This is a genomic window from Anaerosacchariphilus polymeriproducens, assembly GCF_003363435.1.
In the GTDB taxonomy this organism is placed as follows: Bacteria; Bacillota; Clostridia; order Lachnospirales; family Lachnospiraceae; genus Anaerosacchariphilus; species Anaerosacchariphilus polymeriproducens.
Genome location: NZ_QRCT01000010.1, coordinates 39,971 through 65,561, shown reverse-complemented (window position 1 = coordinate 65,561; position 25,591 = coordinate 39,971). Strand labels below are relative to the sequence as shown.

General features: G+C 34.2%; 24 protein-coding genes and 2 riboswitches. Of the genes, 23 read left to right on the top strand and 1 reads right to left on the bottom strand.

Going from position 1 to position 25,591, the window contains the following annotated elements:
- Positions 1-3: 3 nt before the first annotated feature.
- The 10 genes from DWV06_RS02315 (at position 4) to atpC (ending at position 8,867) form a co-directional block, all read left to right on the top strand.
- Complete coding sequence (locus DWV06_RS02315; RefSeq protein ID WP_115480578.1) at positions 4-423, top strand: HIT family protein; 420 nt, start codon at positions 4-6, stop codon at positions 421-423.
- 174 nt (positions 424-597) lie between these two features.
- On the top strand, positions 598-1,560 hold the full coding sequence (locus tag DWV06_RS02310; RefSeq protein ID WP_115480628.1) for a beta-ketoacyl-ACP synthase III: 963 nt from the start codon (positions 598-600) through the stop codon (positions 1,558-1,560).
- 58 nt (positions 1,561-1,618) lie between these two features.
- Entirely contained in the window at positions 1,619-2,491 is an 873-nt protein-coding gene (locus DWV06_RS02305; protein WP_115480577.1) for a DegV family protein, read from the top strand.
- A 140-nt stretch (positions 2,492-2,631) separates the two neighbouring features.
- Positions 2,632-3,327, top strand: coding sequence for a F0F1 ATP synthase subunit A (locus tag DWV06_RS02300; RefSeq protein ID WP_115480576.1), 696 nt, complete (start codon positions 2,632-2,634; stop codon positions 3,325-3,327).
- A gap of 19 nt (positions 3,328-3,346) precedes the next feature.
- Positions 3,347-3,574 (top strand): ATP synthase F0 subunit C, encoded by a 228-nt coding sequence (gene atpE, locus DWV06_RS02295; protein ID WP_115480575.1) that lies wholly within the window; start codon positions 3,347-3,349, stop codon positions 3,572-3,574.
- Positions 3,575-3,618: 44 nt separating this feature from the next.
- The gene (atpF, locus tag DWV06_RS02290) at positions 3,619-4,122 is read left to right on the top strand and encodes a F0F1 ATP synthase subunit B (protein ID WP_115480574.1); all 504 of its coding nucleotides are present in this window, start codon (positions 3,619-3,621) and stop codon (positions 4,120-4,122) included.
- Positions 4,103-6,112 carry a F0F1 ATP synthase subunit alpha gene (gene atpA, locus DWV06_RS02285; RefSeq protein ID WP_115480573.1) on the top strand — a complete coding sequence of 670 codons (2,010 nt, stop codon included), beginning with the start codon at positions 4,103-4,105 and terminating at the stop codon, positions 6,110-6,112. The genes atpF and atpA overlap by 20 nt, the downstream gene beginning before the upstream one ends.
- A 2-nt stretch (positions 6,113-6,114) precedes the next feature.
- On the top strand, positions 6,115-7,005 hold the full coding sequence (gene atpG / locus DWV06_RS02280; protein WP_115480572.1) for an ATP synthase F1 subunit gamma: 891 nt from the start codon (positions 6,115-6,117) through the stop codon (positions 7,003-7,005).
- A 42-nt stretch (positions 7,006-7,047) separates the two neighbouring features.
- A complete protein-coding gene (atpD, locus tag DWV06_RS02275; RefSeq protein ID WP_115480571.1) occupies positions 7,048-8,448 on the top strand; it encodes a F0F1 ATP synthase subunit beta in 1,401 nt (466 codons plus the stop codon).
- 14 nt (positions 8,449-8,462) lie between these two features.
- Positions 8,463-8,867: an ATP synthase F1 subunit epsilon gene (gene atpC / locus DWV06_RS02270; RefSeq protein ID WP_115480570.1), complete on the top strand. Its 405-nt coding sequence runs from the start codon at positions 8,463-8,465 to the stop codon at positions 8,865-8,867.
- Positions 8,868-8,950: 83 nt separating this feature from the next.
- Here the strand turns inward: atpC and DWV06_RS02265 are convergent, their stop codons facing one another.
- Positions 8,951-9,745: a CAP domain-containing protein gene (locus DWV06_RS02265; RefSeq protein ID WP_115480569.1), complete on the bottom strand. Its 795-nt coding sequence runs from the start codon at positions 9,743-9,745 to the stop codon at positions 8,951-8,953.
- Positions 9,746-9,811: 66 nt separating this feature from the next.
- A riboswitch (cyclic di-GMP riboswitch) is annotated at positions 9,812-9,894 on the bottom strand.
- Positions 9,895-9,975: 81 nt separating this feature from the next.
- Positions 9,976-10,061, bottom strand: a riboswitch (cyclic di-GMP riboswitch).
- A 285-nt stretch (positions 10,062-10,346) separates the two neighbouring features.
- Here DWV06_RS02265 and DWV06_RS02260 point away from each other — a divergent pair.
- From DWV06_RS02260 to rnr, 13 genes are all read left to right on the top strand, one after another.
- Entirely contained in the window at positions 10,347-11,198 is an 852-nt protein-coding gene (locus tag DWV06_RS02260; RefSeq protein WP_235828881.1) for a Rossmann-like and DUF2520 domain-containing protein, read from the top strand.
- 46 nt (positions 11,199-11,244) lie between these two features.
- On the top strand, positions 11,245-12,072 hold the full coding sequence (gene panB, locus DWV06_RS02255; RefSeq protein ID WP_115480567.1) for a 3-methyl-2-oxobutanoate hydroxymethyltransferase: 828 nt from the start codon (positions 11,245-11,247) through the stop codon (positions 12,070-12,072).
- Positions 12,073-12,095: 23 nt separating this feature from the next.
- The gene (gene panC / locus DWV06_RS02250) at positions 12,096-12,938 is read left to right on the top strand and encodes a pantoate--beta-alanine ligase (protein WP_115480566.1); all 843 of its coding nucleotides are present in this window, start codon (positions 12,096-12,098) and stop codon (positions 12,936-12,938) included.
- Between the two features lie 17 nt (positions 12,939-12,955).
- Positions 12,956-13,345, top strand: coding sequence for an aspartate 1-decarboxylase (gene panD, locus DWV06_RS02245; protein WP_115480565.1), 390 nt, complete (start codon positions 12,956-12,958; stop codon positions 13,343-13,345).
- 23 nt (positions 13,346-13,368) lie between these two features.
- On the top strand, positions 13,369-14,562 hold the full coding sequence (gene coaBC, locus DWV06_RS02240) for a bifunctional phosphopantothenoylcysteine decarboxylase/phosphopantothenate--cysteine ligase CoaBC (protein WP_115480564.1): 1,194 nt from the start codon (positions 13,369-13,371) through the stop codon (positions 14,560-14,562).
- A 63-nt stretch (positions 14,563-14,625) separates the two neighbouring features.
- Positions 14,626-16,803, top strand: coding sequence for a DNA topoisomerase III (locus DWV06_RS02235; RefSeq protein ID WP_115480563.1), 2,178 nt, complete (start codon positions 14,626-14,628; stop codon positions 16,801-16,803).
- Between the two features lie 45 nt (positions 16,804-16,848).
- Complete coding sequence (locus DWV06_RS02230) at positions 16,849-18,219, top strand: MATE family efflux transporter (protein WP_115480562.1); 1,371 nt, start codon at positions 16,849-16,851, stop codon at positions 18,217-18,219.
- Between the two features lie 85 nt (positions 18,220-18,304).
- Complete coding sequence (gene gpmI / locus DWV06_RS02225; RefSeq protein ID WP_115480561.1) at positions 18,305-19,849, top strand: 2,3-bisphosphoglycerate-independent phosphoglycerate mutase; 1,545 nt, start codon at positions 18,305-18,307, stop codon at positions 19,847-19,849.
- Positions 19,850-20,003: 154 nt separating this feature from the next.
- Positions 20,004-20,666: an L-serine ammonia-lyase, iron-sulfur-dependent subunit beta gene (sdaAB, locus tag DWV06_RS02220; RefSeq protein WP_115480560.1), complete on the top strand. Its 663-nt coding sequence runs from the start codon at positions 20,004-20,006 to the stop codon at positions 20,664-20,666.
- Between the two features lies 1 nt (position 20,667).
- Positions 20,668-21,540 carry an L-serine ammonia-lyase, iron-sulfur-dependent, subunit alpha gene (sdaAA, locus tag DWV06_RS02215; RefSeq protein WP_115480559.1) on the top strand — a complete coding sequence of 291 codons (873 nt, stop codon included), beginning with the start codon at positions 20,668-20,670 and terminating at the stop codon, positions 21,538-21,540.
- A 62-nt stretch (positions 21,541-21,602) separates the two neighbouring features.
- Positions 21,603-22,904 (top strand): phosphopyruvate hydratase, encoded by a 1,302-nt coding sequence (gene eno / locus DWV06_RS02210; RefSeq protein ID WP_115480558.1) that lies wholly within the window; start codon positions 21,603-21,605, stop codon positions 22,902-22,904.
- A gap of 108 nt (positions 22,905-23,012) precedes the next feature.
- A complete protein-coding gene (gene secG / locus DWV06_RS02205; protein WP_115480557.1) occupies positions 23,013-23,255 on the top strand; it encodes a preprotein translocase subunit SecG in 243 nt (80 codons plus the stop codon).
- A 167-nt stretch (positions 23,256-23,422) separates the two neighbouring features.
- Entirely contained in the window at positions 23,423-25,585 is a 2,163-nt protein-coding gene (gene rnr, locus DWV06_RS02200) for a ribonuclease R (protein ID WP_115480556.1), read from the top strand.
- Positions 25,586-25,591 lie beyond the last annotated feature (6 nt).

Here is a 25,591-nt window from a genome sequence, read left to right as displayed (position 1 = left end):
AAAATGAAAGATCAAAACTGTGCTTATTGTATGGAAGGGGAATTAGTAGCAAAATTTGGAATTAAAATATGTGATTTAGATTCCAGTAAGTTGTATTTATTCAAAGAACAAAGTCATAAAGGAAGAGTGATTTTAGCTGCAAAAGACCATCATGCAGATATTACCAAACTTTCTGATGAAGAAAGAAATGGATATTTCGCAGATATGAATAAGGTTTCAAATGCACTGCAAAAGGCTTTTCATCCGGATAAGATCAACATTGGAGCTTATGGAGATACAGCAGGTCATATGCATTTTCATTTGGTTCCCAAATACAAAGATGAGTTTGAATGGGGAGTTACATTTGCAATGAATCCGGATAAAGTATACTTAAGTGATGAAGAGTATACTCAAGTTATTCAAACAATTAAAGAAAATATATAGAAAATGAAAATAATGAAAACTCTTTGTATCTACAATTGTTAGAGCAAAGAGTTTTTCAATACTTGTATATGTATAAGTGAGAGAAATTCGGCAAAGTGGTTGACAAAATTGAAAATTAGTCATATACTTTGAAAGGAAAAAAATAGTTTGATAATCAAAATAATTGGAGCGAATATGAAAACAAGAATAATAGGAACAGGAAGTTGTCTTCCTCAGAAAATAGTTACAAATACTTATTTGGAAACAATTATGGATACGAGCGATGAATGGATTCGTTCAAGAACAGGTATTGGAGAGCGAAGAGTTGCAGTTGAAGAGACTACAACGACTATGGCTGTAGAGGCTTCTAGGCTGGCATTGAAAAATGCTGATATTTTGCCGGAAGAGATAGATCTTATTATAGTAGCAACAGTATCTGCTGATATGCTAATACAGAGTACAGCATGTCAGGTACAATGTGAAATAGGTGCTGTTAATGCTACTGCTTTTGATATTAATGCAGCATGTTCAGGATTTGTATTTGCACTTAATACGGCAAATTTATATATACAGAGCGGAATCTATCAAACCGCATTGATTGTAGGGGTAGAGACATTGTCAAAACTTTCGGATTGGAATGATCGATCAACTTGTGTGTTGTTTGGAGATGGTGGTGCTGCCACTGTTGTACGAAAAGATGAAGTAGGAATTTTACAATGTGTTCAAGGATCTGAAGGAGCAAAAGGAGAGGTATTGACTTGTAAAAGCCGTCCTGTTGAGAATCTTTTTTTGAAAAGTTCTGAAAAGATTGATTATATCAAAATGGATGGGCAGGAAGTGTTTAAATTTGCAGTAAAAAAAGTACCTCAAATTATTCTTGAGGTTTTAGAAAAAGAAGGATTACGTGTTGAGGACATTGATTGGTTTGTTTTGCATCAGGCGAATATAAGGATTATACAATCAATCATGAAGCGTTTAAATATTCCGGAAGAAAAAATACCGGTCAATGTAGATAGGTGTGGAAATACTTCGGCAGCAAGTATTCCGATCGTATTAGATGAAATGAACCAAAAAGGTATGTTAAAACCTGGACAAAAAATAGTAATGGCAGGTTTCGGTGCAGGTTTGACATGGGGGGCAACTCTGTTGGAGTGGTAATCATTGAAAAAAGAATAAATAAGTGATAAGATAAAAAGAAAAATCCAGGAGGTTTAGGATGAAGGATTATGTTATTACTACGGATACAAATGCTGATTTACCTAATTATTATATAGAAGAAAATGAGATTGGTATTTTATCTTTATCGTATACAATTGATGGAGTGACATATGATAAAGATCATGAGCTTCCATATGAAGAATTTTATTCTAAGATGAGAAATGGGTCCATGCCAACGACCTCTCAGGTCAATCCCCAAGCAGCAAAAACAATTTTTGAAAATATAATAAATGAGAAAAATGTTGATATTTTGCATATCGCTTTTTCTTCGGGATTAAGTGGTAGTTATAACAGCGCTAGATTAGCAGCAGAAGAGGTAATGGATGAAAATTCAAATAGTAAGATTATAGTAATAGATTCTCTTTCTGCTTCTTTGGGACAAGGTCTACTGGTTCATAAAGCATTAGAGCATAAAAAACAGGGACGGACAATAGAGGAAACAACGGATTGGATAAAAGCTAACATAAGACATATATGTCATAATTTTACAGTCGATGATCTGCAGCATTTATATCGTGGCGGAAGAGTTTCTAAAGTACAAGCTGTTTTAGGAACCATGGCGAATGTTAAACCAATCTTATATGTGAATGATGAGGGACATCTAGTACCAAGTGGCAAAGTACGAGGAAGAAAAAAATCTCTGATCACCCTTGTAGATAGCATGGAGAAACAGATAGGCAGCTATCAAGACAAGAATGATATCGTATTTATCAGCCATGGTGATGCCGAAGAGGATGCTCAATATGTGGCTGATATGGTAAGAGAAAGATTTGGAATTAGTTCCTTTTTAATTAATTATGTAGGCCCTTCTATAGGAGCGCATTCAGGACCTGGTACGATTGCATTGTTTTATATGGGCGAATCCCGTTAGCAAATTTATAGAGGAAAGAAATAAAAAACTGGTGTATACCTATTCATAGGTTTACATCAGTTTTTTTATTGAAGATTTTGATGAATTCAGGATATTAAAATAGTGCACAATATTAAATATAATTTTTTGTTTAAAGAGAGGTGAAATATACGGAGAAGTTTACCGAAAGATTGCTAGAAGAACTTAATAGTGAAACCGTATTTACAATTCCTGTATTTAATGGAATTTCTATTTCTGAATCTGTAGTAGTAACTTGGATTATTATGGTAATGTTGATACTTATATCAATACTTATAGTAAAGAATTTAAATATACAAAATATTAGTAAAAGGCAGATTATATTAGAAGAAGTAATAAATAGGATTAATGAATTTTTGTATGGAATTTTAGGAGATGCTGGGAAACAATATATTCCTTATTTAGTTATCATTCTATTTTATTTAGTATTTGCTAATACAATTGGAATATTAGGATTTAAGCCGCCCACAAAAGATTTGAATGTAACAGCAGCATTATCATTGATGAGCATTATTCTGGTCGAGTATGCTGGAATACGAAAAAAGGGAGGTAAGAAATGGATAAAATCGTTTACAAATCCAATTGCAATTATAACACCTTTTAATATTTTGGAAATATTTATTCGACCATTATCACTTTGTATGCGGCTTTTTGGTAATATATTAGGTTCGTTTGTTGTAATGGAATTAATTAAAATTTTAATACCGGTCGTTATTCCGGTTCCATTTAGTTTATTTTTTGATATCTTTGATGGAGTAATTCAGGCTTATGTATTTGTATTTTTAACTTCGTTATTTATAAAAGAGGCTATTGAGTAAAATGAAAAGGAGAAAATTTATGGGTTCAACATTAATCGCAATTGGAGCAGGTATCGCTGTATTGACAGGAGCTGGAGCAGGAGTTGGTATTGGGATTGCTACATCTAAGGCTGCTGAAGCTATTGCAAGGCAGCCAGAAGCGGAAGGAAAGATTAGTAGAAATCTTTTATTAGGCTGTGCACTGGCAGAAGCTACAGCGATTTATGGATTCGTCATTGCTGTATTGATCATTGTGTTTCTACAATAAAGGAGTTTATAAGGTAAAAAAGTTAGAAAGGATAGATAAAGAAAGTGATAAGATTAGATTATTCAAATGTAATTTTTACCATAATAAATTTATTGACCCTTTATTTTTTGATGAAAAAATTTCTATATAGTCCCGTTATGTCTATTATAGAAAAGAGAAAAGAGTTAATTAATCAGCAAATTGAAAATGCAGAATTAGTTGAAAAACAAGCTTTACAAATGAAAGGTGAATATGAAGAAAAATTAAAGTCTTTAAAAGATGAATCAATTGTAATATTAGATAATGCAAAGGCGAAAGCAGAAAAAGAATATAAATTTATAATAGAGAAAGCTAATATTGAGTCAGACAAAATTATTGAAGAAGCAAAAAGTATGGCTAATATTGAACATAAAAAAATATTGAAAGAGGCAGAAGCAGACATAACCAAACTTGCTATGCTGGCAGCAGCAAAAATAATTGGAGAACAATTCCATGAGCAGGAAAATCAAGCACTTTATGATCAATTTATAGTAAAAGCAGGTGAATTAAATGACAAAAACAACAATTGATTATGCAAAAACACTGTATGGATTATCTGTTCCCAAAGAAATGATTCAGCAAACAATTGACATTTTAGAAGCAGTTCCTCAAATAAAAGAAAATTTCATAAATAATGATATTCCTATTGAGAAAAAACATAATATTATTGATAAAGTGTTCCCAAAGAATATGAGAGATTATTTAAAGATACTCTGTGATAATCAAAATATGGATATTTTTGATGATATTATTAAAGTATACGAAGGAATGAAAGAAAAAGACAGTAGTAAATTAATAGCGACTATTTATTATACGGTTTATCCAAATATAGAACAAATAAATAAAGTGAAAGAATTTTTATGTAAAAAATTTCAAAAAGAATCAATAGAAATGAAGTTCATTGAAGATAAAAGTCTTATTGGTGGATTTAAAATCCGTATTGGTAATCAAGAGTACGACTGGAGTATGATAGGTCGCCTGAAAAGTATGGAACAAAAACTTACTTCAAAAGGGAGTTCGTTGAATAGTTCGGATGAGATTATTACAATACTAAAAAGTGAAATTGCAGCAACAGAGTTTGATCTAAAGAAACATGAAATAGGAATTGTCAAATGGATCGGTGATGGGATTGCTGTTGTTGATGGATTGGATCATGTAATGTATGGGGAAATTGTTATCTTTGATACTGGAGTAAAGGGTATGGTCCAAGATATCAGAAGAGAGGAAATTGGATGTATTTTGTTTGGAAGAGTTATAGGGATGAAAGAAGGGACTCGAGTCATTCGTACTGGGAAAATGGCTGGAATCCCAGTAGGGGAGAATTTTATCGGCAGAGTAGTAGATGCCCAAGGAGCGCCTATTGATGGGAAAGGTGAAATAACTGCTGCTGACTATCGATTCATAGAAAACGAGGCTCCGGGGATAGTGGAACGAAAGTCTGTCAGTGTTCCATTAGCAACTGGTATTTTATCTATTGATGCGATGTTTCCAATTGGACGAGGCCAAAGAGAGCTAATAATAGGTGACCGTCAAACTGGAAAATCTTCAATTACAATAGATACAATTATAAATCAAAAAGGGAAAGATGTTATTTGTATTTATGTTGCAATTGGACAAAAGAAATCAACTATTTCAAAAACTGTTTCTACATTAAAAAAATATGGAGCTATGAATTATAGTATTGTTGTATCCTCTACTGCCAGCGAACCGGCATCCCTACAATATATTGCACCTTATTCAGGTACTGCTCTGGCTGAGTATTTTATGTACAAGGGGAAAGACGTGTTGATTGTTTATGATGATTTATCAAAACATGCAGTTGCTTATCGTGCATTGTCATTATTATTAGAGCGGTCTCCTGGCCGTGAAGCCTATCCGGGCGATGTGTTTTATTTACATTCCAGATTATTGGAACGCTCAAGTTGCTTGAGTGAGGAGTATGGGGGAGGTTCCATTACAGCTCTGCCGATTGTGGAGACTCAGGCAGGAGATGTATCTTCATATATTCCTACAAATGTTATTTCTATCACAGATGGACAGATTTTTTTAGAAAGTAATTTGTTTTTTTCTGGTATGCGTCCTGCGGTTAATGTTGGCTTGTCAGTTTCACGTGTAGGAGGTGCAGCACAGACTAAGGCTATGAAAAAAGTTTCAGGCAGTATCCGCATTGATTTGGCTCAATATCGAGAGATGGAGATATTTACTCAATTCAGTGCAGATTTAGATACAGTCACACAAGAACAATTGCAATATGGAAGAGGATTAGTGGAACTATTGAAACAACCATTATATCAGCCTTTAGAACTACATCAACAGGTCATTACTTTGTGCGCTGCGAATAAAAGATTATTTGTAGATATTGAAATAAGCAAACTAAAGGAGTTCTTGAAGGATATCTTGGTTTATTTTGATACCATGTATCCTGAAGTTGGAAAAGAAATTGAAGAAAAAAAAGAATTAACGGATGAACAAATTCAAAAAATATTAGAAATCATAATAGAATATAAAAGCAGGTACTGATTATGGCAAGTTCAAAAGAAATAAAAGACAGAATAGGCAGTATACAAGATACTATGAAAATTACAAATGCCATGTATTTGATTTCTTCTTCAAAAATGAAAAAAGCGAAGAAAAATCTTGCTGATACAGAGCCTTATTTTTTTGGAATTCAAGATGTGGCAAAAAGAATTTTGAGGCATGCTCCTGATTTAGAGAATATTTATTTTGATCAGCGAATGAATATAAGAGATGAAGAAAGAAAGATCGGGTATATTGTAATAACAGCAGATAAAGGTTTAGCAGGTTCCTATAATCATAATGTAATTAAGACAGTTCTTGAACAGTATAAAATCCGGAAAACAAAAAAGAACTCGTTATTTGTATTAGGAGAATATGGAAGACATTATTTTGAAAAGAAAGGATATATTATAGATCATTTATTTCATTATACCGTACAAAGTCCAACGATGCATCGAGCAAGGGTCATTGCGGAAAAAATGGTGGATTTATATTTAAATTATAATTTAGATGAAATCTATTTAATTTTTACTAAAATGATAAATGCATTACATTCAGAAACGCAGGTATTGCCATTACTTCCGCAAAAAAAATATAGTTTTAGTGAAGAATCTACAGATAATCTTAGGGAAGAGTCATTTTTTTATCCAAATCCTGATAGTGTAATGAATAGTATTATTCCTGACTATATTTCAGGTGTTATTTTTGGTGCATTGGTAGAAGCTTATACAAGTGAACAAAATGCAAGAATGATAGCGATGGAAGCAGCAACTAGAAATGCAAATGAAATGTTAAAAGAATTGTCCATCAAGTATAATAGAGCGCGGCAGGCTGCAATCACTCAGGAAGTTACGGAAGTAGTCAGTGGTGCGAAGACAAAGAATCGCAAGAAGTAATAAAGTAGAGAGGAGGGCTCTCACAATAGTGAGTTTATCATTATGAATACTGGAAAAATAGTACAAGTTTTAGGATCGGTTGTGGATGTCGAATTTGATAGCAATGTTCTTCCCTATATCAATGATGCGTTAGTTGTTGACAATGGCAAAAAACGTAGTGTTATGGAGGTCTCACATCATATAGGGCATAATACAGTGAGATGTATTATGCTGGATTCCAGTGAGGGTCTTGGTAAAGATATAGAAGTATCCACTGTTGGATCTGGTATTAGAGTGCCGGTAGGTAAGTGTACTCTAGGACGAATATTCAATGTAATTGGAGAAACCATTGATGGTGGGGAACCATTAGAAGCAAAAGAGTTGTGGAATATTCATAGAGAGGCACCTTCATTTGAAGAACAGAGTTCTAAAGTAGAGATGTTAGAAACCGGAATCAAAGTGATCGATTTACTTGCTCCTTATGTAAAAGGTGGAAAGATTGGTTTATTTGGTGGAGCAGGTGTTGGAAAAACAGTATTGATTCAAGAGTTGATTCGCAATATTGCTACAGAACATGGTGGTTATTCAATTTTCACCGGAGTAGGAGAACGTTCGAGAGAAGGAAATGATTTATGGAAGGAGATGAAAGATTCTGGAGTTTTAGAAAAAACAGCATTAGTATTTGGGCAAATGAATGAACCGCCGGGAGCACGTATGAGAGTTGCTGAAACCGGTTTGACCATGGCAGAGTATTTTCGCGATATACAAAAGCAGGATGTATTATTATTTATTGATAATATTTTTCGGTATGTACAAGCAGGTTCTGAAGTTTCTGCTCTATTAGGACGTATGCCTTCGTCAGTTGGATATCAACCAACTTTGGCTACGGAAATAGGTGAATTGCAAGAACGTATTGCCTCTACTAAAAATGGTTCTGTCACTTCAGTTCAAGCGGTATATGTACCAGCAGATGATTTAACAGATCCGGCGCCTGCGACTACATTTGCACATCTGGATGCAATTACTGTATTGTCTAGAAAGATTGTCGAGCAGGGAATATATCCTGCAGTAGATCCGTTAGAATCCAATTCAAGAATCTTAGAAGAAGATATTGTAGGTAAGGAGCATTATGAAACAGCTAGAAAAGTACAAGAGACTTTGCAAAGATATAAAGAACTTCAAGATATTATTGCAATACTGGGCATGGAGGAAATTTCAGAAGAAGATAAATTGGCTGTCTATCGTGCCAGAAAGATACAAAGGTTTTTGTCGCAGCCTTTTTATGTGGCGGAAAATTTTATTGGTACTCCAGGAAAATATGTGCCGATAGAAGAATCAATTCGTGGTTTTAAAGCCATTGTAGAAGGAGAGATGGATGAATATCCAGAAGCTGCTTTTTTTATGGTCGGAACACTTGATGACGTTTTTCATAAGGCTAAAAGTATCCATTCTATAGATGAATAAGGAAGGAAATAATCGTGATTTCATTCAGTTTAAAAGTAATAGCAAGTGATAAAGTTTTTTTTGATGGAAAATGCGATATACTAATCGTACCGGCAATAGATGGAGAAATGACTGTGATGGCAAATCATGAAAATATGGTGATAGCTTTGGATACAGGTGAAATAAGAATTATGAAAGAGGATGAAACTTGGATACATGCAGTCATAGGAATTGGTTTTGCTGAAATAGAAGATAATATTACTACTATAATTGTAGATACAGCAGAATATCCGGAAGAGATAGATGTAAAGAGAGCGTTGGCTGCGAAAGAAAGAGCAGAGGAGCAGTTACGTCAAAAAATGAGTACACAACAGTATAAGCATTCCAAAGCTTCTTTGGCTCGTGCAATGTCTAGATTGAGGATTACTAAAAATTTATAATATCTGTGATGGTAAGAAATAAAAAATACACGTGCATGACGTGTATTTTTTGGTGTGTGAACTATATAAATTATCTTGAGGCCTTAATTAGTAAATATTTGAGTCCAGTAGTAGTAGCCATCCTTTGTTTTTGCAATTCCCACTCCAATTTTTGAATAAGAATCACTTAACATATTTTCACGGTGGCCGGTGGACTGATACCAGTCATTGACAACTTCTTTAGCGGTAAATTGATAACACGCAATATTCTCACCTAATATTCGATAATCAATATTATTTGCTCTAACTAAACTACCTACTGTAGTACCATTTGGTCTGGTGTGAGACAGGTCATTGGTTTTTGCCATTTCTAAAGAACGGTAGGATGCAATGTAAGTAAGATTTGAATTGAGTTTAAGTTTGGCTTTTCCATTTTTAACACGATATTGATTCGTGTATTTTAAAACATCATGAATAAAATTATTATAGGAATCGATATTGTTATCAATCTTTCTTTCGAAAGAAGATTTCGAAGCTTTCTTCTTTTTAGCTGCTTTTTTTACTGTGATTTTGCATTTGGCTTTATAACGTCCGGCTTTTACTGTTATAGTTGTTTTGCCAACAGCTTTTGCTGTGATTTTTCCTTTACTATTTACAGTAGCTACTGATTTTTTAGAAGAGTACCATTTAACTTTCCTATTAGTTTTATTAACAGCAAGCTTTAAAGTTGCTTTCTTTCCTTTTGTTAAAGAAAGTGTTTTTTTCTTCAGTTTTAACTTTCTGGAGTTAACTACCGTTTTTTTTGTAGATGCAGCATAAGTTGTAATATCTGGTAACGAAGTACCAGTAATTAAAATCAGAGTTAAAACAACAAAAAATAATCGTTTAAACCGTTTCATTTCGATTCCTCCATTCTATTTGATGGCCAATCATTGGGTTCAAACGAGTTGTTTAAACACCGAAGAATTGGCAACCGGCTGTCATACCTTATGGCTTAGACCCTATGGCTTTGTGTCCCTGCTTTTCAACAGGTTTACCTTTTCATTCTTACATTTTATTTATAAACAAAGAAAAAAATCCTGTCAGCATTTGCCAAAGGACTTCGGAATACGACTAAATAAAATAAATAGAAGGCAACCGGCTGTCATACTATTGAGATAGTTTAGACCCTTGGCTTTGCGTCCTTGCTTTTCAACAAGTTTGCTAAATCTTTATTTAGTACTATAATATACTTAATTCATTAGAAAAGCAATAGCCAAAACCAAATTAGTACTATTTTCCTATTGAATCTTATCAATTAGTAAAATTTTTCTCTATAATTAATAATTGGAAAAATAATATTAAGAAAAGGTTTACATTATATTTTATAAATGTTATATTATTTACGGATAGTATTCCGAAAAGAAACTATACCTTAATAATAGTAATTAGATTAATGTAGACAGCTCATATCCAGTTGGAATGAGACTCATAATCCCTCCGGACATAGGAGGTGATCGGTTGAATATAAGTAAAAAGATAGGATTTATTGGAGCTGGAAAAGTAGGATTTTCTTTAGGCAGATATTTAGTGGAAAATCACGAAGGCGTTATGGGATATTATAGCAAGAATCCGGATTCAGCCAAAGAAGCAGCAGAATTTACAGATACAATTGTATATAAAGAAGTGGAACATATTGTGGAGGATTGTGATATACTCTTTCTTACCGTTCCAGACGGAATCATTACAAAAGTATGGGAAGAAATGAAATTGCTGTCTATAGAAGGGAAAATTATTTGTCATTGTAGTGGTTCTTATGCATCAACCATCTTTTCGGAAATTAGTCAATGTAAGGCATTCGGCTATTCGATCCACCCGCTCTTTGCTATTCATAGCAAACGTAATTCTTACAAAGAGCTTTCTCAGGCACTATTTACAATTGAAGGCAGTAGTACATATTTGAATTATTTTGAACAGATGTTTCAAAGGTTAGGAAATCAAGTACAAATAATTCAGGCACATGATAAGGCGAAATACCATGCTGCAGCAGTATTTATGAGTAATTTCGTAGTTGCATTGGCTTCATGTGGACAGAATCTGTTGCAGCAATGTGGTTTTGAAAAAGAACAGGCTCTTAGTGCGTTAGCACCTTTAATGAAGAACAATGTGGAGCATATTATCGAAAATGGAGTGATTTCTTCACTGACCGGTCCTGTTGAGAGGAATGATGTTGAAACGATCCGTAAACATCTTCAGGTGCTGGAAGGAGAAGAAAAAGAAATTTATAAAAGATTATCGACCATTTTGATTAAAGTAGGAATGGAAAAGAATGCTCAATTGAATTATGAAGAAATGGAAAATGAGTTAGCATGAAACCTGGCATTACGAGATATTTTTTTGTGAGTGAAAGGAGTATATGATGAAGAATACAATTACAACAATTCAAGAACAAAAAAGAAAGAAAGACAAAATATCAATGCTTACCGCATATGATTATTCAATGGCAAAATTAATTGATAGTGCAGGAATCAATATGATTCTAGTTGGAGATTCTTTAGGGAATGTTATGCTAGGATATGAAAATACAATAGCGGTCACAGTAGAAGATATGATATACCATACCAAGTCCGTAGTTAGAGGAGTGAAAGATGCTATGGTAGTGACAGATATGCCATTTATGTCATATCAGGCTTCCGTTTATGATGCTGTTGTGAATGCAGGTCGTATTATGAAGGAAGGTGGAGCAGCAGCAGTGAAGCTTGAAGGAGGAATAGATATAGTGCCTCAAATTAAAGCCATTGTGAAAGCATCCATTCCAGTCGTGGCACATATTGGTCTGACACCACAGTCTGTTCATGCGTTTGGTGGCTATAAAGTACAGGGAAAAGAAGAAAAAGATGCGAAGAGGTTAATAGAAGATGCAAAGGCAGTGGAGGAAGCAGGTGCATTTTGCGTTGTCCTAGAATGTGTTCCTGCTAAATTAGCGAAATTGATATCGGAATCCTTAACAATTCCTACAATAGGAATAGGTGCTGGAGCTGGATGTGACGGTCAGGTATTGGTATATCATGATATGTTAGGAATGTTCTCTGACTATAAACCTAAATTTGTTAAGAATTTTGGAGATGTTGGTAAAGTTATGAAAGAAGCATTTCATAAATATATTCAAGAAGTCAAAGATGAAGTATTTCCTGGGGCAGAACATGAGTATGCAATAGCAGATGAAGTGATCGATAAATTGTATTGATAATTGAAAAGCGAGGAAAAATAATGGAAGTTGTATCAACGATCGACCAAGTGCGGGAAAGAATAAAGCAATGGGGAAACGAAGGAAAAACAATAGGATTTGTACCGACTATGGGATATTTACATGAAGGTCATGGGAGCCTGATTCAAAAAGCGGGAGAAAATGATAAGGTCGTAGTTAGTATTTTTGTAAATCCCATGCAATTTGGACCTAATGAAGATTTAGCAAATTATCCAAGAGATTTTGAAAAAGATAAAATATATTGTGAGTCATTAGGTGTAGATTTAATTTTTCATCCGGATCCAAAAGAAATGTATAGTGAGCGTTTTTGCACTTATGTAGATATGTCAATACTGACGGAAGAATTATGCGGTAAAAGCAGACCGGTTCATTTTCGTGGGGTATGTACAGTAGTTTCCAAATTATTTCATATTGTACAACCGGACAGAGCTTATTTCGGTCAAAAGGATGCACAGCAGTTAGCAATTATAAAACAAATGGTAGAAGACCTAAATATAGATGTTGAAGTAATAGGATGTCCAATTATTAGAGAGCGTGATGGTCTGGCAAAAAGTTCGAGAAATACTTACTTAAATAAAGAAGAAAGAGTAGCTGCCTTAGTATTGAGTCAAGCTGTTAAAATAGGAGAAGAGTTAGTTCTGAATGGAGAGAAGGACGCAACTCTTATAAAAGAGACGATGATAGCCAAAATTGAATCAGAACCATTAGCAAAAATAGACTATGTAAAGATTGTAGATGGATTAACGATGCAGCCTGTAGAAAGAATTGAAAAGACTGTATTGGCAGCGCTAGCTGTCTATATAGGTAAAACCAGATTAATTGATAATTTTATCTTTGAAATATAGTGAGAGGAGATTTCGTTGTGCAATTTACAATGTTAAAAGGAAAAATTCATAGAGCAACAGTAGTTCAAGCAGAATTAGATTATGTAGGCAGCATTACAATAGATGAAGATTTATTGGACGCAGCCGGAATTTTAGAATATGAACAGGTGCAGATTGTTGATATTAACAATGGCAGCCGGTTTGAAACATATACCATCGCAGGAGAACGTGGAAGCGGATTGATTTGTTTAAATGGAGCAGCAGCCCGCTGTGTTTCAGTAAATGACAAAATTATAATTATGTGTTATGCCAATGTTGATCAGGAAGAAGCAAAAACATTAAAACCTAATGTGGTCTTTGTAGATGATAAAAATCATATTGTTCGTGTTACAAATTATGAGAAGCACGGATTATTGAAAGACTTGTAATACCAGCAAAAGGGAGTGGATAAATGTTAAGAGATAAAACGATAGTACTTGGTGTTACCGGAAGTATTGCAGCTTATAAATCTGCAAATTTAGTAAGTCTTTTAATTAAGATGCAGGCACAGGTACATGTTATAATGACACAAAATGCAACACAATTTATTAATCCAATTACGTTTGAAACACTTACGAATCATAAATGCCTTGTAGATACTTTTGATCGCAATTTTGAATTTCATGTCAATCATGTAGGATTGGCCAAGAAAGCTGATCTAGTTATAATAGCTCCAGCATCAGCTAATGTAATTGGAAAATTAGCTTTTGGTATAGCAGATGACATGTTGACGACAACTGTTATGGCATGCAATTGCAAAAAACTGATAGCACCGGCAATGAATACGAATATGTATGAAAATCCTATTGTTCAAGATAATATAAAAAAATTGCAGGATTACGGATATGGAGTAATAGATTCTCAAATAGGCTTGTTGGCCTGCAGGGATATTGGAAAAGGAAAAATGGCAGAACCGGAAGACTTAGTTGAAGCTATTTTAAAGGAAATAGCTTTTGAAAAAGATTTTAAAGGTAAGAATGTATTAATTACTGCAGGACCTACGCAAGAGGCTATTGACCCGGTAAGGTTTATCAGTAATTATTCAACCGGAAAAATGGGATATGCAATTGCTAAAATGGCGATGTTGAGAGGAGCGAATGTTACTTTAATTAGTGGACCGACATCAATACAGACTCCTCCTTACGTAAAAGTGATTCCAATAAAATCTGCGCAGGATATGTTTCAGGCTGTGAAAGCAGAGTCCGATAATCAGGATATCATTATCAAAGCAGCAGCAGTTGCTGATTACCGACCTAGTCATGTCAGTCAAGAGAAGACGAAAAAAACAGATATTGATATGGAACTCCAATTAGAAAGAACACAAGATATTTTATTACAATTAGGAAAAGAAAAAAAGAAACATCAATTCTTATGTGGTTTTTCTATGGAAACAGAAAATATGCTCGAAAATTCCAGACAGAAATTGGTCAAAAAGAATTTGGATATGATTGTAGCCAATAATCTGAAAGAACAGGGTGCAGGATTTGGAACAGATACGAATAAAGTGACCTTAGTTGCAAACGATATGGAAAAGGAACTTCCGCTTCTATCAAAGGAAGAAGTAGCAAATCAGATTCTGACCGAAATTATTAACAGATTAAATTAAGGATAACAATCTTCGATGGCTCCTTCATCATGAAGGGGTTCATTTATTTATAGGAGTAGAATAATGAAAACATTAGTAATAGCAGAAAAGCCCTCAGTGGGCAGAGATATAGCAAGAGTATTAAATTGTACTAAGAAACAAAATGGATGTATCGAAGGGAATCGATATGTTGTCACATGGGGATTAGGACATTTAGTAACTTTGGCAGCGCCTGAAAATTATGATAAGAAATATAAAGTATGGAAAATGGAAGATATTCCGATTATGCCAAATAAATTTGAGATTGAAGTTATCAAACAGACTGCCAAGCAATATGGAGTAGTGAAACAATTAATACATCGAAAAGATATTGAGAATATAGTCATCGCTACAGATGCAGGTCGTGAGGGTGAACTTGTTGCAAGATGGATCCTTGAAAAAGCAAAGAATCAAAAACCTTGTAAGCGTCTATGGATATCATCAGTAACCGATAAAGCGATAAAAGAAGGTTTTTCTAAACTAAAAAGTGCGAAAGAATATGAGAATTTATATTATGCTGCGGTTGCAAGGGCAGAAGCTGACTGGCTGGTAGGTTTGAATGCTACGCGTGCATTGACATGTAAATACAATGCACAATTATCTTGTGGAAGAGTTCAGACGCCGACTCTCTCTATGATTGCTAAAAGAGAAAACGAGATTAAAAATTTTAAACCTGAAACATATTATGGGATAACTGTTCAATCAAATGGAATTGTGTTTACCTGGCGAGATGAAAAAAGCGGAAGTTATCGTTCATTTTCAAAAGAGAGAATGGAAGAGATTTTAAATAAGATAAAAGAGGATTCTATAAATATTATTAAAGTAGATAAAAAAGATAAAAAAAGTTATGCACCGTTACTTTATGATTTAACAGAACTTCAGCGCGAGGCAAATAAACGGTTTGGATATTCGGCTAAAGAAACTTTAAATATTCTTCAGCGCCTTTATGAAAATCATAAAGTTTTAACTTATCCCCGAACAGATTCCAGATATATTACAACAGATATAGTGGAAACATTAGAAGAAAGGATAAGAGCTTGTGCCATCGGGCCTTATAAAAAAATGGCAGGTAATTTACTTAAAAGTCGACCAATAGAAGGTAAAAAAGCATTTGTTAACAATAGTAAAGTATCGGACCATCATGCAATTATACCAACAGAACAATATCCTGAATTTATCCATATGACAAATGAAGAGAAAAAACTATATGATCTTGTAGTAAAACGTTTTTTAGCTGTATTGTATCCTCCATGTGAGTATGTAGAGACCGTTTTGATAGGTGTAATTTGTGGAGAAAAATTTTATGCGAAAGGAAATGTTATTATAAAAAATGGATGGAAAGAAGTTTATCATAGTATTGAAGACGATGAGATAGAAGAACCGAAAGGATTAAAAGAACAGAAACTCCCTTTGGTAGAAGAGGGGCAAACCTTGAAAGAAGTAAAAGTTAAATTGTCGGAAGGTCAAACGAAACCACCGGCTAAATTTAATGAAGCTACATTGCTTTCTGCTATGGAAAATCCCATTAAATATATGGAATGCAAGGATCAACAAATGGCTAAAACATTAGGTGAGACGGGCGGTTTAGGAACAGTAGCCACCAGAGCTGATATTATTGATAAATTATTTTCTAGCTTTTTTATAGAAAAAAAGGGTGAAGAGATCAGCGTGACTTCAAAAGGAAAACAATTACTTGATTTAGTACCGGAAGATTTGAAAAAGCCAGAACTAACAGCAAAGTGGGAAATGAATTTTTCTCAAATTGCAAAAGGACAATTAAAGAGTTCTATTTTTATGAATGAAATAAGAACATATACTTTAAATATTATTGAGCAGATAAAGTTTGCAGAAGGTATTTTTAGACATGATAATTTAACAAATAAAATCTGTCCTCAATGCGGAAAACGTTTGTTAAAAGTAAATGGTAAAAATTCTAAAATGTTAGTTTGTCAAGATAGAAATTGTGGGTACAGAGAGACGATATCAAGAATAACAAATGCCAGATGTCCGGTCTGCCATAAAAAAATGGAGATGGTAGGAAACAAAGATGAAGGATTATTTGTATGTGTGTGTGGTCATAAAGAACGTCTATCCAAATTTCAAGAGAGGCGAAAGAAAGAAGGCGCTGGTGTATCGAAAAAGGATGTAAAACGATATCTAAATAAGCAAAAAGATGAGCCTATTAATAATGCATTTGCGGATGCTTTAAAAAGGATGAAATAGGAATAATTATCTAATATATGAACGAAAGAAAGTGTGGAAAAAACAATGAGTAACCTTGAAAACAATTTATCAGAAGGAAATGTAGTCAAACAGTTATTTTGGTTTTCTTTTCCGTTTTTGATATCAAATTTAATACAATCACTTTATAATGTGGCAGATATGCTGATTGTAGGAAATTTTAGTGGAACCAATAGTCTGTCAGGAGTTACAATAGGAGGACAGATTACTTTTATTTTGACAAATATAATTGCAGGTCTTTGTACAGGAGGTACTGTTTTAGTAGCTCAATATTTAGGTGCCAAAGACAGAGAAGCAGTGAAAGAAAGCATAGCTACTTTACTTACGACATTATTATTAGCTGCTGTTGGAATTACGATTATTATGTTGCTGTTGAAAGAACCTATTTTAAATCTTTTACAGACACCATCAGAATCTTATCAGGAAAGCAATCGATATTTATTAGTTACTGTTATTGGAATTGTTTTTATATTCGGCTATAATGCTTTAAGTGCGATTATGCGTGGTATGGGAGATAGTAAAAGGCCGTTCTATTTTGTTTTAATAGCATGTATTACAAATATAATATTAGATATAGTATTTGTTGCTGTCTTTCATATGGCGGCCTTAGGGGCAGCGATTGCTACTGTTATTTCACAAGCATTAAGTATGATATTATGTATTATATATTTAATAAAGAATAAATTCCTATTTGATTTTAAAATAAAATCTTTTCGTCTGTATAAAGACAGAATGATTAAATTAATAAAAGTCGGTTTACCTAATGCGATACAAAATGGAATTGTTGGTGTATCATTTTTATTTTTAACAGCATTAGTAAACATCATTGGAGGTGTCAATGCTTCAGCAGCAGTTGGAGTAGTTGCTAAGATTAATGGATTTGCAATACTGCCCGCTATAGCCATGAGTTCTTCTATTTCTGCGATGTGTGCACAGAATATTGGAGCAAACCGATGGGATAGGGTTGAGAAAACATTTAAAGTTGGAACGTTGATTGCAATAGGTATAAGCTGGGTTATTTTTGCTGTTGTAATGATTTTTCCAGAACCGATTCTAAAGATTTTTGATAGAGACAATCAAGCAATGATAGACTGCGGTGTTACATATATACGTACTTATAGTTTTGATTATATATTTGTACCAATCATTTTTGGATTAAATGGTTTATTTATTGGTGCTGGACATACGACATTTTCACTGATTAACAGTATCTTATCGTCAGTCGGTTTACGTATACCCGCATGCATTATATTTGGTCTCTTATTTCAAATGGGATTAAGCGGTGTAGGACTGGGAGCGCCTGTTGCTTCCTTTGGGGCAATGCTGTTGACACTCTGGTATTATTTTTCAAATAAGTGGAGAAAATCAACAGTAATTGACTCTTTGAATGAAGAATAATGTTGCAAACATTAGAAAAAAAGGCTATAATTTAGTTGCTGTGAAAATTATAACAAAATGAATGTTTAGATAAAGGAGTAAAAAAATGAGTAAAAGACCAACTGTTTTAATGATTCTAGATGGATATGGATTGAATTCGAAAAAAGAAGGAAATGCCATTGCATTGGCTAAGAAACCAGTTATGGATAAGCTGATGGAGGAATATCCCTGGGTTAAAGGAAATGCATCCGGACTTTCCGTAGGATTACCGGAAGGACAAATGGGTAATTCTGAAGTAGGACATTTAAATATGGGTGCCGGTAGAATTGTATATCAAGAATTGACAAGAATTACAAAGTCAATTAGTGATGGAGATTTTTTTGAAAATGAAGCTTTATTGACTGCTGTGAATAATGCAAAAGCAAACAAATCTGCGCTTCATCTTTATGGTTTAGTATCAAATGGCGGTGTTCATAGTCATAATACTCATATTTATGGATTATTGGAACTTGCAAAACGGAATAATTTAGATAAAGTATATGTACATTGTTTCTTAGACGGTCGTGATACAGCACCTCAGTCAGGAAAGGACTTTGTTCAGGAATTAATTGATAAAATGAATGAAATCGGCGTAGGGGAAGTTGCATCTGTAGCTGGTCGTTACTATGCTATGGATAGAGATAATCGTTGGGATAGAGTCGAGAAGGCATATCATGCTTTAGTGGATGGAGAAGGAGTGAAAGCTTCTGATGCAGTGGATGCAATCCAAAAATCTTATGATAACGAAGTATATGATGAGTTTGTACTTCCAACAGTCATTGAAAAAGATGGTAAACCTGTTGCGACTATTAAAGAAAATGATTCAATCATATTCTTTAACTTCAGACCTGACAGAGCAAGAGAAATTACAAGAGCATTTTGTGATGATAATTTTGAAGGCTTCAAAAGAGAACAAAGATTAAAGCTTACATATGTATGCTTTACAGAATATGATATCAGTATAACAAATAAATATGTAGCTTTTCATAAAGTAGAGATTAAGAATACACTTGGAGAATTCCTTGCTGCCCATGGATTAAAACAAGCCAGAATTGCAGAAACAGAAAAATATGCACATGTTACATTCTTCTTTAATGGTGGAATAGAAGAACCAAATAAAGGAGAAACTCGTATTCTGGTCAAATCTCCTAAAGTTGCGACCTATGATTTACAACCGGAAATGAGTGCATGTGAAGTAGCAGACAAAACGATTGAAGCAATGAAATCAAAAGAATATGATGTTATTATTGTTAATTTTGCGAACCCTGATATGGTAGGACATACAGGGATTGAAGCGGCAGCTATTGCAGCGATTGAAGCAGTTGATAATTGTTTAGGCAGAGTGATGGATGCATTAAAAGAAGTAGATGGTCAAATGTTTATCTGTGCAGATCATGGAAATGCAGAACAGTTAGTAGATTATGATACAGCAGAACCGTTTACTGCACATACAACGAATCAGGTACCTTTTATTTTAGTAAATTATGACAAAGAGTATAAACTTAGAGAAGACGGTTGTTTAGCAGATATTGCACCTACTATGATTGAAATGATGGGAATGGAACAACCAAAAGAAATGACTGGAAAATCTTTGTTAATGAAGACGGTTTAAAATATTGAATGATATTCCAAATATTCCTACCAATAATTTAGTATAAGATAATTAGTTATATCAAATAATAATTGCGTACAAAAGATAAAGAAAACAGAGGTAATGAAGGCTTTCATGTCTTCATTACCTCATTGTTTTTTTTAGGAGGAAAAACATGAATTTATTTGATATTGTAGGTCCTGTTATGGTTGGACCATCAAGTTCACATACAGCAGGAGCAGTTAAAATTGGTTATATTTCATACCGGCTTTTAGGTGAGGATATTAAAAAAGTGAATGTTCTATTCCATGGTTCTTTTGCATTGACCGGAAAAGGTCATGGTACAGATCGTGCAATTATAGCTGGATTATTAGGCATGCAGCCTGATGATGAACGTATACCTTATAGTTTTGAGATAGCAAGAGAAAATGAGATTGAGATTTTTTTTGGTACAATTGTCTTAAATCAGATGCATCCTAATACAGTAAAGTTAGAATTAGAAGGAAAGACTGGAAAGAGGTTGGATATTGTAGCTTCCTCAACAGGTGGCGGTCGAATAAAAATATGTCAAATTGATGGAATAGAAACTAATTTTGGAGGTAATTATCCTACATTAATTGTTCATAATATAGATCAGCCAGGACATGTAACTGAAGTAACTTCAATGCTTGGACATAAATCTGTAAATATTGCTACGATGCAGTTGTTTCGAGAGTCAAGAGGAGGAAAAGCTGTTATGGTAATTGAATGTGATCAAGAAATTCCAATAGAATCTGTTAAATGGTTAGAACATTTGGAAGGTATCATCAAAGTAAGTTATTTGAGTTTGGAGGAATAATATGAGTTATCATTCACTTGAAGAAATAATAGAAAAAGCACAAAGAGAAAAGAAAAAGTTTTGGGAAATCATTTTGGAAGATGATATGAATGAAAGACAAGTAACAAAAGAAAAGTCAATGAATAAAATGAAAAAAATGCTTGTTGCAATGAGAGAAGCTCATGAAAATTATGACAAAGATTTGATCTCGTCTAGTAAGCTGGTAGGCGGAGATGGGCATAGAGTGAAAGAAGCCAGAGAAAAGGGAATGTTAATTTGTGGGGATTTTATTGGAGCTGTTATGGAAAAAGCTATTAAAATGGGAGAATCTAATGCATGTATGCGTCGAGTGGTAGCAGCTCCAACAGCAGGTTCTTGTGGAGTGATACCAGCAGTGCTTTTAAGTTATGATGAATTTTATCTAGTAGAGGAAGAAAAATTAATTGAGGCATTATACGTAACAGCCGGAATAGGTCAAGTAATAGCTAAAAGAGCCTTTATAGCAGGGGCCATGGGCGGATGTCAGGCAGAAATTGGATCAGCCAGTGCAATGGTAGCCGGTGCTGTTGTATACTTAAGAGATGGTTCATTAGAACAAATAGCAAACGCAAGTGCGATAGCATTGAAAAATTTGTTAGGACTTGTTTGTGATCCTATAGGAGGATTGGTTGAGGTTCCATGTGTAAAAAGGAATGTAATAGGAGCAGTTAATGCATTAACTAGTGCCGATTTATCATTAGCAGGAGTTGTAAGCAAAGTACCAGCAGATCAAGTAATCGATGCGATGGGAGACATTGGTTCCAGAATGCCCGCTTCTCTGAAGGAAACCAGTGAAGGGGGGCTTGCCATAACTCCCACTGGGCTTGAAGTTGCAAAAAGATTAGAAGAGGCATAATATCGTAAAATTTTGGTAAACATATAGGTGAATGAAAGCTAGAAAAGAAAAGGAGAATCTATATGTATCAATCATTATCTATTACGAAAGTACACGCAAGAGAAATATTAGATTCAAGAGGAAATCCAACAGTAGAAGTAGAAGTTGTTTTAGAGGATTTGATTTCTGCTATTGCATCAGTTCCTTCAGGAGCATCGACTGGTAAGTTTGAAGCTGTTGAATTAAGAGACGGTAAAAAAAGATACCTTGGGCTTGGTGTACAAAAAGCAGTTGAAAATGTAAATAAAAAATTAGCAGATATATTAAATGGAAAAGATGCTTTGAAACAGATTGAAATAGATCAACTGATAATTAAAGCAGATGGAACGGAAAATAAAGAAAATCTGGGTGCAAACGCTATGCTTGGCACTTCAATGGCTGTTGCAAAAGCGGCGGCGAAAGCATTATCGATACCATTATATCAATATTTAGGTGGAATAGGTGCAAGACAGCTTCCGGTACCTATGATGAATATTTTAAATGGAGGAAGGCATGCAGATAATACAGTTGATTTACAGGAATTTATGATTATGCCGATTGGCGCTAAAGATTACAAGTCCTGCCTGCAAATGGGTGTGGAAGTCTATCACAATTTAAAAACAATTCTGAAAAAACAGAATCATTTTACTGCAGTTGGAGATGAAGGAGGATTTGCTCCCAATTTAGCGGATTCAAAAGAGACACTTTCAATTATTATGGAAGCGATTGTGGCGGCAGGATATGAACCGGGTAAAGATATTGTGATTGCACTTGATGCAGCTGCAAGTGAATTGTATCAAGAAGATAAAAACCAATATTATTTCCCAGGCGAGAGTCAGGTTCAGGGAAGTGAAGTTGTTAGGAGCTCGGAAGAGATGATTCAATATTATCAAGAGTTAGTTAATTCTTTTCCTATTGTATCTATTGAAGATGGATTGCATGAAAATGATTGGGATGGCTGGAAAGAATTGACCAATCGCTTAGGAGCAAAGGTTCAATTGGTTGGAGATGATTTATTTGTTACAAATGTAAAACGTTTAAAATATGGTATTGAGAGACAGGTCGCCAATGCAATTTTGGTTAAAGTAAATCAGATAGGGACATTAACAGAGGCTTTTGATACAGTTGAAACTGCGCATAAAGCAGGTTATCGGTGTGTTATTTCACATCGTTCAGGAGAAACAGAAGATTCAACTATTTCTGATATTGCAATTGCAGTTAATTCGGGACAAATAAAAACCGGTGCCCCATGTCGAGGTGAAAGAACAGCAAAATATAATCAGTTATTACGAATTGAGGAAGAATTAAATGGAATAGACCGTTTTGTAAATCCATTTGCAAAATAAATTGCATTTGCTAGGAAAAAAGTAGTAAATCCAGAAAATAATAGTTGAAAAAGAGTACCTGCTGTGTTACAATACAGTTTGTATTGTAATAACCGTAGGAGGTGTGATATGGGCGTTTTAAGAACAATTTTGACTGTATTATTTGCGATAGATTGTATCGCGTTAACTATTATTGTATTACTTCAAGAAGGTAAATCAGCAGGACTTGGAGTTATTAGCGGAGCAGCAGAAACTTATTGGAGCAAGAATAAAGGGCGTTCAATGGAAGGTGCACTTGTTAAAATAACTAGAATTTTAGCAGTTGTTTTTATTGTATTAGCAGCTGTGCTTAATATTTCCAGTCTCAAATAGTTTGAACGAAAAGCAGAGTTCAGACTTTTTATAGAGTATTATTATATATAATACATTGCAGATTAAAACACTCTTGAATAAGAGTGTTTTTCTTCTATTATAATATAAGAAGCTTGGTCGTGTGATTCTGAAAAGTAGAATCTTTGAAAAGAAAGGTGGTATCAGGTATGACACCAGAAGTTCTTAAAAGCAGAAAAAAAATAATATATGATTTTATCTGTGATGATCTTTATGTACCGATGAAAATTAAAGAAATGGCAATATTGTTAAATGTCTCCAAAGAAGAAAGAGATAATTTGAAAATTATTCTGGATGAATTAATAGCTGAAGGGAAAATAGAACTTTCTAAAAGGGGAAAATATTCAAAAGCTTCTAAAAAATATGTAGAAGGAACATTTATCGGACATCCAAAAGGATTTGGTTTTGTAGAAGTGGAAGGTCAGGATGAAGATATCTTTATTTCAGAATCTCAAGTGAATGGTGCACTTCATCATGATAAGGTGCAGGTGACATTATTACCGGTCACAGGAGGAAAAAGAAGAGAAGGAACTATTGTAAAAATAATATCTCATGAAATAAAAGAGGTTGTTGGTACCTTTGAAAAAAGCCAAAATTTCGGATTTGTCCGCCCTGATAATCTACGTTTTACGAAAGATATTTTTATTCCTATGGAACGTTCTAAAGGAGCTGTTACTGGACATAAAGTAGTTGTAGAACTTACATCTTATGGAGATAACGATAAAAAACCGGAAGGAAAAGTAGTAGAAATTATTGGTCACATTAATGATCCGGGAACGGATATTATGTCTATTGTAAGAGCTTATGAATTACCGGTAGAATTTTCTGAAAAAGTAATGAATCAGGTAGAGCGGGTATCCAATGAAGTCAGTGAAGTAGATAGAGTAGGACGTATGGATTTACGTGACTGGCAGACAGTAACGATTGATGGTGAAGATGCAAAAGACTTAGATGATGCGATTACCATTACGAAAGAAGGAGATAACTTCATTTTAGGTGTTCATATTGCGGATGTGACAAATTATGTACAGGAAAACAGTGCCTTGGATCGAGAGGCTTTGAAACGAGGTACCAGTGTTTATCTTGTGGATCGAGTAATTCCTATGCTTCCACACAAACTTTCTAATGGAATCTGTTCTTTAAATGCCGGAACGGACCGTTTAAGTTTGAGTTGTATTATGACAGTAGATTTGAAAGGAAATGTAATCGACCATAGAATTGCCGAAACTGTAATTTGTGTAGATCAAAGGATGTCTTATACCGAAGTTAGAAAAATACTACATGACAAGGATGAAGAAAGTATTGAGCGCTACAAAGATTATGTTCCAATGTTCGAACGGATGGAGGAACTTGCCGGTATTTTAAGAGAAAAGCGCTGGAAACGAGGTTCGATTGATTTTGATTTTCCGGAAACTAAAATTATTTTGGATAAAATGGGAAAACCAATTGAAATTAAACCTTATGAAAGAAACGTGGCAACTAGAATCATTGAAGATTTTATGCTTTTGGCAAATGAAACGGTAGCTCAGGATTATTTTTGGCAGGAAATACCTTTTGTTTATCGAACGCATGATAAGCCGGATTCTGAAAAAATAATGAAATTGAGTACTTTTATCAACAACTTCGGTCATGTAATTCATATATCACAAGATGAAATACATCCCAAAGAATTACAAAAGTTGTTAAAAAAAATCGAGGATACACCGGAAGAAGCATTAATCAGCCGATTAACATTACGTTCAATGAAGCAGGCGAAGTATACCGTAGAAAGCACAGGACATTTTGGTTTAGCGACACCATACTATTGTCATTTTACTTCACCAATCCGACGTTATCCGGATTTGCAGATTCATAGAATTATAAAAGATCAACTCCGTGGAAGAATGAATGAAAATACAATCAGCCATTATGAAAAAATACTTCCCGAAGTTGCGAAGCATTCAAGCGCAATGGAACGCCGTGCCGATGAAGCGGAAAGGGAAACAGAGAAGCTTAAAAAAGTTGAATATATGTCAGAACATATTGGGGAAAGTTTTGAAGGTGTCATTTCTGGTATTATGAACTGGGGCTTGTATGTAGAATTACCAAATACGATAGAAGGTTTAATTCATATAACAAATTTAAAAGATGATTATTACTATTATAATGAAGGAACTTATGAAATGGTAGGGGAACGTACCCGAAGGGTATTTAAACTTGGAGAACAGGTAGTGGTAAGAGTGCTAGGAGTAGATAAGTATCAAAGAACCATTGATTTTGAGTTAGACGATGAAACTCAAGGACTTGAAGTGAAAGAAAGCATAGAAAATTGAGGTGGG

What these genes read in the sequence shown, in the direction of transcription:
- atpE (WP_115480575.1), top strand. Translation starts at nt 3,347, where the DNA reads ATGGGTTCAACATTAATCGCAATTGGAGCAGGTATCGCTGTATTGACA.
- DWV06_RS02305 (WP_115480577.1), top strand. Translation starts at nt 1,619, where the DNA reads ATGAAGGATTATGTTATTACTACGGATACAAATGCTGATTTACCTAAT.
- DWV06_RS02230 (WP_115480562.1), top strand. Translation starts at nt 16,849, where the DNA reads ATGAGTAACCTTGAAAACAATTTATCAGAAGGAAATGTAGTCAAACAG.
- panC (WP_115480566.1), top strand. Translation starts at nt 12,096, where the DNA reads ATGGAAGTTGTATCAACGATCGACCAAGTGCGGGAAAGAATAAAGCAA.
- DWV06_RS02265 (WP_115480569.1), bottom strand. Translation starts at nt 9,745, where the DNA reads ATGAAACGGTTTAAACGATTATTTTTTGTTGTTTTAACTCTGATTTTA.
- DWV06_RS02315 (WP_115480578.1), top strand. Translation starts at nt 4, where the DNA reads ATGAAAGATCAAAACTGTGCTTATTGTATGGAAGGGGAATTAGTAGCA.
- sdaAA (WP_115480559.1), top strand. Translation starts at nt 20,668, where the DNA reads ATGAGTTATCATTCACTTGAAGAAATAATAGAAAAAGCACAAAGAGAA.
- secG (WP_115480557.1), top strand. Translation starts at nt 23,013, where the DNA reads ATGGGCGTTTTAAGAACAATTTTGACTGTATTATTTGCGATAGATTGT.
- sdaAB (WP_115480560.1), top strand. Translation starts at nt 20,004, where the DNA reads ATGAATTTATTTGATATTGTAGGTCCTGTTATGGTTGGACCATCAAGT.
- panB (WP_115480567.1), top strand. Translation starts at nt 11,245, where the DNA reads ATGAAGAATACAATTACAACAATTCAAGAACAAAAAAGAAAGAAAGAC.
- DWV06_RS02310 (WP_115480628.1), top strand. Translation starts at nt 598, where the DNA reads ATGAAAACAAGAATAATAGGAACAGGAAGTTGTCTTCCTCAGAAAATA.
- gpmI (WP_115480561.1), top strand. Translation starts at nt 18,305, where the DNA reads ATGAGTAAAAGACCAACTGTTTTAATGATTCTAGATGGATATGGATTG.
- atpG (WP_115480572.1), top strand. Translation starts at nt 6,115, where the DNA reads ATGGCAAGTTCAAAAGAAATAAAAGACAGAATAGGCAGTATACAAGAT.
- coaBC (WP_115480564.1), top strand. Translation starts at nt 13,369, where the DNA reads ATGTTAAGAGATAAAACGATAGTACTTGGTGTTACCGGAAGTATTGCA.
- rnr (WP_115480556.1), top strand. Translation starts at nt 23,423, where the DNA reads ATGACACCAGAAGTTCTTAAAAGCAGAAAAAAAATAATATATGATTTT.
- atpD (WP_115480571.1), top strand. Translation starts at nt 7,048, where the DNA reads ATGAATACTGGAAAAATAGTACAAGTTTTAGGATCGGTTGTGGATGTC.
- atpA (WP_115480573.1), top strand. Translation starts at nt 4,103, where the DNA reads ATGACAAAAACAACAATTGATTATGCAAAAACACTGTATGGATTATCT.
- DWV06_RS02235 (WP_115480563.1), top strand. Translation starts at nt 14,626, where the DNA reads ATGAAAACATTAGTAATAGCAGAAAAGCCCTCAGTGGGCAGAGATATA.
- eno (WP_115480558.1), top strand. Translation starts at nt 21,603, where the DNA reads ATGTATCAATCATTATCTATTACGAAAGTACACGCAAGAGAAATATTA.